This is a genomic window from Campylobacter sp. RM12654, assembly GCF_020137585.1.
GTDB lineage: Bacteria > Campylobacterota > Campylobacteria > Campylobacterales > Campylobacteraceae > Campylobacter_E.
In genome coordinates, this window is record NZ_JACGAR010000036.1 from 1 (window position 1) to 10,652 (window position 10,652).

Annotated in this window: 10 protein-coding genes; 9 read left to right on the top strand and 1 reads right to left on the bottom strand. The window is 28.6% G+C overall.

The features are described from left to right. Positions 1 to 278 (top strand): hypothetical protein (locus AVBRAN12654_RS08890; RefSeq protein ID WP_336614325.1); only part of this gene is annotated, 278 nt, incomplete at its 5' end. Positions 279 to 431: 153 nt separating this feature from the next. On the opposite strand, the gene gpmI is transcribed toward AVBRAN12654_RS08890, so the two are convergent. Next, the gene (gpmI, locus tag AVBRAN12654_RS08895; RefSeq protein WP_214119979.1) at positions 432 to 1,859 is read right to left on the bottom strand and encodes a 2,3-bisphosphoglycerate-independent phosphoglycerate mutase; all 1,428 of its coding nucleotides are present in this window, start codon (positions 1,857 to 1,859) and stop codon (positions 432 to 434) included. A gap of 107 nt (positions 1,860 to 1,966) precedes the next feature. Between gpmI and AVBRAN12654_RS08900 the strand changes: the two genes are divergently transcribed. Genes AVBRAN12654_RS08900 through fliS form a run of 8 tightly spaced genes read left to right on the top strand, consistent with a single transcriptional unit; the run spans position 1,967 to position 10,626 of the window. Beyond that, positions 1,967 to 2,746, top strand: a complete 780-nt coding sequence (locus AVBRAN12654_RS08900; RefSeq protein ID WP_336614326.1) for a DnaJ domain-containing protein — start codon at positions 1,967 to 1,969, stop codon at positions 2,744 to 2,746. Between the two features lie 12 nt (positions 2,747 to 2,758). Then, the gene (locus AVBRAN12654_RS08905) at positions 2,759 to 3,112 is read left to right on the top strand and encodes a heat shock protein transcriptional repressor HspR (protein ID WP_214116754.1); all 354 of its coding nucleotides are present in this window, start codon (positions 2,759 to 2,761) and stop codon (positions 3,110 to 3,112) included. Next, a complete protein-coding gene (locus AVBRAN12654_RS08910) occupies positions 3,112 to 4,719 on the top strand; it encodes a cation:proton antiporter domain-containing protein (protein WP_239802713.1) in 1,608 nt (535 codons plus the stop codon). The genes AVBRAN12654_RS08905 and AVBRAN12654_RS08910 overlap by 1 nt, the downstream gene beginning before the upstream one ends. Before the next feature lie 9 nt (positions 4,720 to 4,728). Continuing rightward, entirely contained in the window at positions 4,729 to 5,664 is a 936-nt protein-coding gene (gene hemC, locus AVBRAN12654_RS08915) for a hydroxymethylbilane synthase (RefSeq protein ID WP_214116758.1), read from the top strand. Continuing rightward, positions 5,661 to 7,481, top strand: a complete 1,821-nt coding sequence (locus tag AVBRAN12654_RS08920; RefSeq protein WP_336614327.1) for a menaquinone biosynthesis decarboxylase — start codon at positions 5,661 to 5,663, stop codon at positions 7,479 to 7,481. The genes hemC and AVBRAN12654_RS08920 overlap by 4 nt, the downstream gene beginning before the upstream one ends. Before the next feature lie 43 nt (positions 7,482 to 7,524). Continuing rightward, positions 7,525 to 7,893 (top strand): flagellar protein FlaG, encoded by a 369-nt coding sequence (locus AVBRAN12654_RS08925; protein ID WP_214116763.1) that lies wholly within the window; start codon positions 7,525 to 7,527, stop codon positions 7,891 to 7,893. A gap of 30 nt (positions 7,894 to 7,923) precedes the next feature. Beyond that, the gene (gene fliD, locus AVBRAN12654_RS08930) at positions 7,924 to 10,245 is read left to right on the top strand and encodes a flagellar filament capping protein FliD (RefSeq protein ID WP_336609256.1); all 2,322 of its coding nucleotides are present in this window, start codon (positions 7,924 to 7,926) and stop codon (positions 10,243 to 10,245) included. A gap of 9 nt (positions 10,246 to 10,254) precedes the next feature. Further along, positions 10,255 to 10,626: a flagellar export chaperone FliS gene (gene fliS / locus AVBRAN12654_RS08935; RefSeq protein WP_214116767.1), complete on the top strand. Its 372-nt coding sequence runs from the start codon at positions 10,255 to 10,257 to the stop codon at positions 10,624 to 10,626. Positions 10,627 to 10,652 lie beyond the last annotated feature (26 nt).

A 10,652-nucleotide genomic window follows, 5' to 3' on the forward strand; every position in this document is an offset into this window, starting at 1 on the left:
GTTTTGAAGAAAAAGCTTCAGAATTACCAACTAGACTTAGTAAAGATAAGCTAATAAATTATGATATTTATGGTTATTTTGTGGATTGTAGTTACGCAAAATCATATGTACAGCTTAAACTTCCAGAGCATCCTGATTTTGATAGAATTTATGATTCTTTTGCTAGGTTATTTGTTGATAATTATTATCTTTATTTAGGTAATTATTCTAGCAGTGGTAGTTGTTCTAATGATGTTTATCAAAATTATTTCAATAAATTAAAAGGAGAATTAAAATGAAAACAAGTTATAATGAATTGTTAAAATATGCAGTTTTATCGGATATAGTTTATGATGATTAAAAAATGATAATAATAAAATATATTTAAATTTATTAAAATCCTAATTCAAATTCCATTAATTTTTTAAAGAATTTGAACTAGGAATAAAGATTTAAAATAAAGCTTCTTCCATTTCGCTAGGCTTATTTAAATTTAGTATTTTTAGCACGCTAGCAGCAATATTTGCTAATGAGCCATCTTTTAAATTACTATCTTTATGATAATTATAAAGCCAGCAACCAACATCATAAGTTGTATGATTGGTTAAAATATTGCCATTTAAATCTTTCATATCTTCGCAGTTTCCGTGATCTGAAGTTAGTAGCATAGCATAATTATTTTCTTTACAAGCTTTAATGATTTTGCCTAAGCATTCATCAACGCACTCAACCGCTTTAATACAAGCTTCATAATTTCCTGTATGACCTACCATATCGCCATTTGCAAAATTAACTACGATAAAATCAAAACCATCATTCATAGCCTTAATTACTTCATCACAAACTAAATAAGCACTCATTTGCGGTAATTCATCATAGCTCTTTACTTTTGGGCTTGGGATTAATACACGCTTTTCATTAAGAAATTCTTTCTCTACCCCACCATTAAAGAAAAAGCTAACATGGGCATATTTTTCTGTTTCTGCTGTGTGAAATTGCCTTAAATTATTTTTGCTTAAGACTTCAGCTAAGGTATTTTTAATATCAATTTTTGGAAAAATCACGCCTAAGTCAAGTTTTTCATCATATTCACACATACACAAAACTTGATTTTTACTCAAACGATTTTTCAGCTCACTTGCAATTTGCCTTGCTCTATCGCTTCTATAATTAATGATAATAACTCCATCATCTTTACCAATGCCATCAAAACCAAGATTAAGTGGCTTAAAAAACTCATCATAAATTTTATTCTCATAATTATCGTTTATGTATTGTTCTAAATCACTTTTATTTGCTTTACTAAAAAGCATATTTATATATTCATTTGTTCTATCTAAGTTATTATCCCTATCCATAGCATAAAATCTACCTGAAATACTGCTTGGAGTTATAAAACTTGGATTATTTTTTATAAAATCTTTAAAAGAATTTGGTTTAACATCTCTTCCGTCACTTATTAAGTGCATAAAAATATTATTATTAACGCTTGCAATTTTAGCAATTTCGTTAAAGTGAATATAACTTGAATGCACTCCACCATCGCTATATAAACCTATTATATGAATATTTTTATATTTTTTCAAAAAGTCTTTTAAAATACTAATATTTTCTAAGCTTTTATCCTTAATAGCATTATCAATTCTAACTAGGTTTTGATAAATAACCCTACCACTTCCAATACTCATATGTCCTACTTCACTATTTCCCATTTGACCATCTGGAAGACCTACTGCATTGCCACTTGTTTTAAGTCTTGAAAATTTTGCATTTTGGTTTAAAAAATCATAATTTGGTTTTTTTGCATGATAAAAAGAATTGTATTCTAATCTATCGTTTAATCCGATACCATCGGTAATTACTAATATACATTTTTGCATTTTTACTCCTTTAAGTATAATTTAAGAGTTGATAGTAAGTGGTTAAACTCTATTAAGCTTAACTAGCTAATATTACTCAAAAATTTTTATTATTATAGGATTAAAAGATGAAGAATTATTACGACATATTAGGCGTTAAAAAAGACGCAAGTACTGACACAATAAAAAAAGCATATAGAAGTTTAGCTAGAAAATATCATCCTGATGTGAATAAGGATAAGGGTGCTGAAGAAAAATTTAAAGAAATTACCGAAGCTTACGAAGTATTAAGCGATGAAGATAAAAGAAGAGCTTATGATGATCCAACTTTAGGTGGATTTGATGGCTTTAATTTTAATTCAAGTGGTTTTAGTGGTGGATTTGAGGATATATTTTCTCATTTTGGTTTTGGAGCAGGGCAAAGTAGGTCTTATAATAAACCAGCTCAAGTTGAGTTAAAAATAAGCTTTTTAGAATCTGTTTTAGGAACTACTAGAAGTATTAATGTAAGGGGAGTTAGTTTTGATGTAGAGATTAAATCAGGCGTATTAAACAATCAAGAAATAACTATGCAAAAAGACAATCTAACATTAAAAGCAACTGTTAAAATAGAGCATTCAAAAGAGTATGAGCGTGATGGAGATGACTTGACAAAAGAACTTGAAATTCCTTTAAAAATAGCTTTATTTGGTGGTAAAGTTGAGTTTGATACTCCAAAAGAGCAAGGCTTAAAAGTAACTTTAAAAGAAAATGTAAAAAATGGTGGATTAATCCGTGTTAAAGGTAGGGGAATTTATAATTCATATTCTAAAAATCAAGGGGATTTATTCTTAAGAGCTAAGGTGGTTTTACCTGATATTAATACGCTTGATGATAAGTTGGTTAAAGCTTTAAAAGATTATTTATAAAAAGGAGGAAATATGCACTATGATGAACCGGTATTTTTAATTTCTGTAGTATCAAAGCAATTAAATATTCATCCACAAACTCTAAGACAATATGAAAGAGAAGGCTTGATTGAGCCTAATAGAACCTGTGGAAAGGTTAGAATGTATTCGCAAAGAGATGTAGATAGAATTAAATTAATCTTAAGATTTACAAGGGATTTGGGGGTAAATTTAGCTGGAGTTAGCATTATTTTAGAGCTTAAAAGTCAAATAGCAGATTATGAAGAAATGCTAAGTGGTTTAAAAGAAAAGCCTAAGAAAAACGCCTTAATTAAACAAAATCAAAAATACGATGTGATATTTTATGATGATAAAGGTAGTAGCTAATGCAAGAATTTTTAGAAATATTTTTAATTACAAGTGCTATTGCGATTATTTTAAATGTAGTGCTTAAAAAATTTAGCATACCAACAATTATTGGTTATATTGCAACTGGCTTTATTATTGAAGAAGTATTTTTTGTAACTACTTCAGAACAATTAAGCCACATTGCAGAATTTGGAATAGTATTTTTAATGTTTACCATAGGACTTGAGTTCTCTATCAAACACCTTTTAACTATGAAAACCGATGTATTTATAAATGGTGCTTTACAGATGGGAATATGTGGAATTGTATTTGCAGTAATTTTGCACCACGCATTTAATATAGCTGATGATATTGCTTTAATTATTGGCTTTACAATTTCACTTTCATCAACTGCAATAGTTCTAAAAATACTAAATGAAAATCAAGACATAAATCAGCGATATGGAAGAAAAGCTTTAGGAATATTATTATTTCAAGATATTGCAGTAATTCCACTATTATTGATGATTGATATTTTCAATCAAGATGGAGTTGCAATTAGCACTTTAGTTGTTAAGACTTTAATATCAGCTTTTATTGTGCTTTTATTATTATTTTTGATTGGAAAATATATTTATAGCAGGGTGCTTTATTTTGTATTAAAGACAAATTCTCAAGAAATATTCATAGCAACGATACTTTTCACTGTCGTTGGTGCCTCGTTTTTAGCTTCATTTTTTGGGTTTTCATATTCACTTGGTGCATTTATTGCAGGAATGATGATAGCAGAAACTGAATTTAAACACCAAATAGAAGCTGACTTAATCCCATTTAGAGATTTGTTATTAGGATTTTTCTTCATAACCGTTGGGCTTCAAATTAATATAAATATTATCATTCAGTATTGGTATATAATAATTGCACTTACAATTGGTATTATGCTAATTAAGACTTTATGTATATTTTTATTATTAAGTCTTGGAAGCACTAAAAGTGATTCGTTAAAAACTGCATTAAGCGTTAGTCAAATTGGAGAATTTGCTTTAGCAATATTTACTTTATTGGTTGCAAATAAAATGCTAGATACAAATACAGCTCAAATGCTTACTTTATCAGTAATTTTAAGTATGGTTTTATCTCCTTTTATTTTAAAAAATATAAAATCTCTTGCAAGTATTACTAATGATGAGATAATTACCGTAGCTCCTAAGATTGAATCAATGAGCGGACATTTTGTAATATTTGGATATGGCTCACTTGGTCAAGAAGTTGTGCTAAGATTAAAAACTCAAGGCATTCCTTATATCGTGCTAGAAAATGATATGAGTTTAGTTGAGCTTGGACAAAGTAGGGGAGAAAATGTTTTTTATGCTAGTGCAGAGCAAAATACAAGTTTTGATAATGCTAGTATTAAAACAAGTGCAGCAGTAATCGTTACTATTTCAAACGAACAAGTCTTAGAAGTAGTTAGTAAAAAAATACTTGATTATGACCCAAATGCTAATGTAATCATTAGAATAAATAAAGATGAATATAAAATATTTGAAGATTTAGGCGACAATATCAAAATGGTAAAAGAAGAAAAAGTGGTTGCAAGAACACTTTTACAAGAAGCATTAGTTTGCAGAATAAAACAACAATCTTAAAGGAAAAATATGAAAATAGCTACTAGAAAATCATTACTTGCTTTATGGCAAAGCGAATTTGTAAAGGCGAAATTACAAGAAATTGAGCCTAGTTTAAATATAGAATTATTAGAGCTTAGCACTAAAGGAGATGTTATTTTAGATACTCCTTTAGCAAAAATTGGTGGGAAGAATTTATTTATTAAGGAATTAGAAAATGCAATGCACGATGGGCTTGCACAAATTAGTGTTCATTCTTTAAAAGATGTTGGGGCAAGTTTGGCGTATGATTTTAAACTTGCTAGTATTTGCAAAAGAGAAACTCCTAATGATGTTGTGGTTTTTCGTGGAAATGAAAAATCATTAAATGAACTAAAACAAGGTGCAAAAATTGGCACAACAAGTCTTCGCCGTCAAATGCAATTAAGATTAATTAGAGATGATTTTTCCATTCATTCATTAAGGGGAAATCTACAAACTAGACTTAAAAAATTAAAAGATGGCGAATTTGATGCGATAGTTTTAGCTTATGCAGGACTTAAGAGATTAAATCTTTTAGATGAGTTAAATTATGAGATTTTAGATACAAAAATTATGATACCTTCAGCAGGTCAAGGTGCTGTTGCGATTGAGAGTATTAATGATGAAAAGGTGTTAAATCTTGTATCTAAATTAAATTGCCCTAAAACAGCATTATTATGCAAAATTGAGCGTGATTTTACTGCTACTTTAAATGGTGGTTGTGGTGCTCCAATAGGAATTAATGCAGCTTTTATTGATGATGAGATTATTTGCGTAAATGCGATTATTGGCTTAATTGATGCTAGTAAAATTATAAAAATGCAAAGAAAGATTAATCAAGCAAATGCAAGTGATTTTGGGGTAGTTTTAGCAAAAGAATTTATAAAACACGGAGCTTTAGAAATTCTAGCTGAAAATGAAGAATTATTAAAAGAAATGCTATGAAAAATTATATAGAAAAATTAAAAAAAGAAAATCTTTTAAAGATTATAAATACACCTTTAGATGTTGAGTTAGAAATCGCTCATTTAGCTTATTTAGAAGCTAAAAAGAGTGATTCAAAAGTTTTGTTATTTACAAATCCAAAAAAAGGCAATATAAATTATGATATGCCAATTATTATGAATGTTTTTGCAAATAGCAAAGCACTTAATTTGGTTTTAGGTAAAAATCCTGATGAGATTGCAGATGAGATTGAGAGCTTATTAAAGCTACATATTCCACCTACATTTGGTGCTAAATTAAACCTTGCAAATAAATTATTTTCTTTAAAAAATATAGCTCCAAAAAGAGAAATAAACAAAAACGCACCTTGTAAGCAAAAAACATATTCTCTAAATCAAATTCCAATCCTTAAAACTTGGGAAAAAGATGCAGGTGCATTTATTACAATGGGTCAGGTTTATACCAAAAGTCTTGATGGTAAGCAAAATAATTTAGGAATGTATCGTTTGCAAGTATTAGATGAAGGGCATTTGATAATGCACTTTCAACTTCATAAAGATGCTAATAATTTCTTTTACGAATATAAAGCCGCAAATAAAAAAATGCCAATAGCTATTGCAATAGGCGATGACCCACTTCATATATTTTGTGCTCAAGCACCATTGCCTAAAGGTATATTTGAATTAATGCTTTATGGATTTATTAAAAAACAAGGAGCAAAATTAGTTAAATGTGATACTAATGATTTGTATGTTCCAAGTAATAGTGATTTTGTAATAGAAGGCGAAATTGATGTAAATCATTTTGCTATTGAAGGTCCATTTGGCGATCATACGGGATTTTATACTCCGCAAGGTAATTTTCCTGTTATGAAAATTACAAAAATTACAGGCAAAAATGAGCCAATTTATAATGCAACCGTAGTTGGTAAACCACCTTTAGAGGATAAGTGGATGGGGTATGGAACAGAGAGAATATTTTTACCATTACTTAAGACAACTTGCCCTGATTTGATTGATTATTGTATGCCTGAAAATGGTGTTTTTCATAATCTAATTTTAGCTAAAGTAAAAAGCAATTATGATGGCTTAGCATTAGCTAATATGCACGCATTTTGGGGAGTAGGGCAGATGAGTTTTGTAAAAAATGCTATTTTTGTAGATGAGAATGCACCTAATCTAAATGATTATCCTAAAATTACAGAATATATTTTAAATAATTTCTCTCCTAAAAAATTATTATTAAGTTATGGATTATGTGATGAACTAGATCATTCTAGCACTAAATTAGGTATGGGTGGTAAGTTAGGACTTGACGCTACTTCAAAATCTACTTATAAAGCTCATACTTTTAAAGTAGAAAAACAAGAAATGGATAAAACAAGTTTTAAACCAAATCTTAAAAATTTATTAGATGATTTAAAAGAATTTGGTTTATATGAATACAACATTTTCTATCCTGAAGCAAAAACACAAATTACTTGTATAAGTTTAGATAGAAAGCATAATTTAGACACTATTTATAATGCTTGCAAAAATAACTTAGGTGGGATTGTTGTTTTATTTGATAAAGGAGTTAATTTAAATAATCCTTATATGTTAATTTGGAGAGCGTTTAATAATTACGACCCTAGCACTGATATTAAAATAGATGATAATGGGATTTTGGTTGCAGCGTATTCAAAAGGCGAAATAGATGGCTATTTAAGTGAATGGCCTAGCACAACTGATTGCAATAAAGATGTAATAAATAAATTAATAGATTTAAAATTATTAGAAAATGATGAAAAATTTTTCAAAAGCTATGAAGTTTTTTAAACTTTAGCCGATTTAGAAAAAAGCTTATTAAAAGGAGATAGTAATGGAGATTTTTAAAGCAGCGAGTTCTCAATATGATACTCAACTAAAAGCAAGTGCAGAAACAACTAAAATGCGCCCAGTTGAACAAACTCATATTGAAACAAATTCAGGTAAGCAAAAAAATGAAGAAATAAACAAGGAAATAACAAAAGAAAAGCTTGATGAATCTATTAAAAAATTAAATGAAAATATGGAAGAGTTACAAACTGATGTAAGATTTGGTTATAACGATAAAATCAATCAAATGTATGTAGATGTAATCGCTACAAAATCAGGTCAAATTATTCGTAAAATTCCAAATGAAGAAGTAATTAAGCTTAGCGAAAGTATGAAAGAAGCAATAGGAATTATTTTTGATAAAAAGAGTTAATTGCTTTAAAGAATTTAAAAGGAGTTAAATATGGGAACAGGTTTAGGATTAATAGCAGGAGCTAATAAATTTCAATTTAAAGAAAAATATGACGCTTTAAAAGCAAACGAGCAAAAATCTTTATTAGCAATACCTAATAAAAAACTATCTGATACACAAGCAAAGCAAAAGGATTTAACAGATTTAACAACACTTTTAGGCAGTTTTAAAGGTGATATATCTTCTTTAGTAGAAGGAGAAGCATTTTCTAAAAGTAAAGTAGATGCTACAGGTGAGAGTGCTAGTATGACTACTACTAAGGGTGTTAAAGTAAGTGATTTTGATATTAATGTTAAGCAACTTGCTACAAAAGACGCTTATCAGACTAATTCTTTTTCTAGCGAAACTTATGGCATATTTAACGATGTTGGTATTATTAAAAGTGATGGTCAAAAAGAAATGCTAAAAGAAGCAGAGTTTAAAATCACTGTAAATAAACAAACATTTACTATTAAGGTAAATTCAGGGGATTCTTTACAAACTTTAAATGACAAAATTCTATCAGCTACAAATGAAAATAATAAAAAATTAAGCGATTTTGTAAGCACTAAGGTTTTAGATACAGGTCATGATAATTATAGGCTTATGATTACAAGTAAAGAAGCAGGAGTTGATAATGAAATAGTATTTGGAAGTGCTTTTAAACTTGACGACCCTAATACAGCAGAGTTTTCAAAAGCAGTTCTTAAAAAGCTTGGTTTATTAGACGCTGCAAATGCTAGTGCCGCTAAAACAGAGCTTAAAAAAGCTAACGAGCAATTAGACGCATCTAAAGTTATTTTAGGTGGTAGTGGATACTTAGAAAATATTCAAAAACAAGTTTCTGAATTAAGTAGTGAAAAAAAATTAACATATAAAGCTTTTGTAAATGACCCAAATGGTGGTGATAAAATTGTTGAGAAGGATATTGAATTTACTATTAATAAAGATACAGATTTATCTAAACTAAGTGCTGATGAGAGAAAAGCAGTTTTTGCTGAATTTAAAGATAAAAACGATATGGCTCAACAAACAAAAAACTGGGTTGAATATATTAAAAATACCGGAGAAGAATTAAATATTTCATACAAAGATAGTGCTACTAACCAAACAAAAGCAGTTAGTATAAATAAAACTACTAATTTTGATAGTTTAACAGAAGAACAAAAGAAAGGAATTCAAGAATTTTTTGAAACTTCTAGGGAGAATTATTTTATAAATGAATTAGATGTAAAAGCTGCTCAAACTAAATATGATGGAATTGATGCAAAATCAAACCATGTTCAAACAGCGCAAGATGCTAAGTTTATTTATGAAGGTATTGAGATTAGCAGAAGCACAAATACCATTGATGATTTAATAATTGGAGCAAAAATTTCTCTTAAAAAAGAAGGTATTACCAACTTTAAAGTAAGCGATGATTTAGATTCTTTAACAGAGCATTTAACTACTTTTACAACGAATTATAATTCTATAGTTAATTCTCTTGCTACCTCAACAGGTTTTGATAAAGAGAAAAAAACAGCAGGAAGTTTGCAAGGAATTAGCGAAGTAAGTAAGCTAAAAACAATGTTATCATCAATGATTACTAAGACTGATTCAAATGGAATTAGTTTATCTGGTATGGGGTTTGAGCTTAATGAAAAAGGAATTTTAACTTTTAAAAAATCAAAATTTGAAGAAGCTTATAAGAAAAATAGCGAAGGAATTAAAAATTTCTTACAAGGTAGCGTAAAATACCAAGAATTAAGCACTACAAGTAAGACAATTAGTCAAAAAGTAGCTTTAGCTGAAGGGGATTTGAAGATAAATGGTAAGGAAATTACCTTTAAAAAAGAATTCCTAGATAAGTTAAATGAACAAGATAGCAAAGTAACTCAAGAAGAGTATATAAATAAATTAATTGAAGCTATTAATGATGCGAAAATAGATGGTGTAACGGCTAAATTAGGTAAAGAAAATAATATTATTATTACAAGTGATGGAAAAAATGCACTTGAAATAGGTGGTTCTAGCGAGAAGTTATTACAACTTGGTTTAGAAGAAAAAACAATAAGAACTATTAAAACAGAGCAAACAGGAGTGTTTAGAACATTTAAAGATACTTTAGATAGTATGGTAGGCACTGATGGAACTCTTACTAAATATAATAAAAATTTAGAAGATGATGTTAAAAAGCTAAATGAAGAAATCAAAAAAACCAATGAAGAAATTGAGAAAAGATATGAGATTTTAGCTACTAGACTAAGTATGTATGATGTTATTTTAAATAAGCTTGATAATCAAAGCCAAACGATTACAGCTTTAACAAATGCAGCATTTGCTAATAAATAAGGAATATAAATGGTAAGTAATGCTTATGCGAGTTATTCTCATAACAATATTTCAATTGAGAGTAATGAGAAAATGATTGAGCTTTTATACGAGGGCATACTTAGGTTTTGCTCTCGTGCCAAAAAAGCCATAGAAAAAAACGATATAGAAGCCAAATGTAAAAATATTAAAAAAGCCACAGCAATTTTTGTTGAGCTATTAAATTATTTAGACTTTAGTCAAGGCGATGTTAGTTATTATTTACAAGGGCTTTATTCTCATCAAATTAGCACACTTAGTAAGGTAATAATTGATAGTGACACTGCTAAATTAGATGAAGTTATGAAAGTTGCTAATGGTTTACTTGAAGCTTGGCGTGAAGTAAATCAAATGGAACTTTAAAATCAATAAGTTTTGAAAAAGAATTT

Coding starts and splice junctions, on each gene's coding strand:
- fliS (WP_214116767.1), top strand. CDS start 10,255: ATGGTAAGTAATGCTTATGCGAGTTATTCTCATAACAATATTTCAATT.
- AVBRAN12654_RS08905 (WP_214116754.1), top strand. CDS start 2,759: ATGCACTATGATGAACCGGTATTTTTAATTTCTGTAGTATCAAAGCAA.
- gpmI (WP_214119979.1), bottom strand. CDS start 1,859: ATGCAAAAATGTATATTAGTAATTACCGATGGTATCGGATTAAACGAT.
- fliD (WP_336609256.1), top strand. CDS start 7,924: ATGGGAACAGGTTTAGGATTAATAGCAGGAGCTAATAAATTTCAATTT.
- AVBRAN12654_RS08920 (WP_336614327.1), top strand. CDS start 5,661: ATGAAAAATTATATAGAAAAATTAAAAAAAGAAAATCTTTTAAAGATT.
- AVBRAN12654_RS08900 (WP_336614326.1), top strand. CDS start 1,967: ATGAAGAATTATTACGACATATTAGGCGTTAAAAAAGACGCAAGTACT.
- AVBRAN12654_RS08910 (WP_239802713.1), top strand. CDS start 3,112: ATGCAAGAATTTTTAGAAATATTTTTAATTACAAGTGCTATTGCGATT.
- hemC (WP_214116758.1), top strand. CDS start 4,729: ATGAAAATAGCTACTAGAAAATCATTACTTGCTTTATGGCAAAGCGAA.
- AVBRAN12654_RS08925 (WP_214116763.1), top strand. CDS start 7,525: ATGGAGATTTTTAAAGCAGCGAGTTCTCAATATGATACTCAACTAAAA.